1 pseudogene is annotated in these 301 nt (G+C 38.2%); it reads left to right on the top strand.

From position 1 onward, the window contains the following. Positions 1-301: pseudogene (locus tag GFJ36_RS10520) on the top strand (IS200/IS605 family element RNA-guided endonuclease TnpB); the annotation flags it as partial.

Genomic DNA, 301 nt, shown 5'->3' with positions numbered 1-301 from the left:
GTAATGCATATAAAGAAACAGGAAAGGGTTTGACATATGGTACATGCTCCGCCAAACTTCCTGCCATGAAGAAAGAGTTTGTTTGGCTAAAAGAAGTGGATAGTATTGCGATTCAGTCGTCTGTTCGCAACCTTGCGGATGCTTATACACGCTTTTTCAAAAAACAAAACAGTGCCCCGCGTTTCAAATCTAAGAAGAACAACGTACAATCTTACACCACAAAACAAACAAATGAAAACATTGCCGTTATAGGAAACAAAATAAAATTGCCAAAACTAGGTCTTGTTCGATTTGCCAAAAG

Origin of the sequence: Bacillus sp. EE-W1, assembly GCF_009760835.1 — a bacterium.
GTDB lineage: Bacteria > Bacillota > Bacilli > Bacillales > Bacillaceae_G > Bacillus_A > Bacillus_A wiedmannii.
This window is presented reverse-complemented; position numbering and strand designations above follow the sequence as displayed.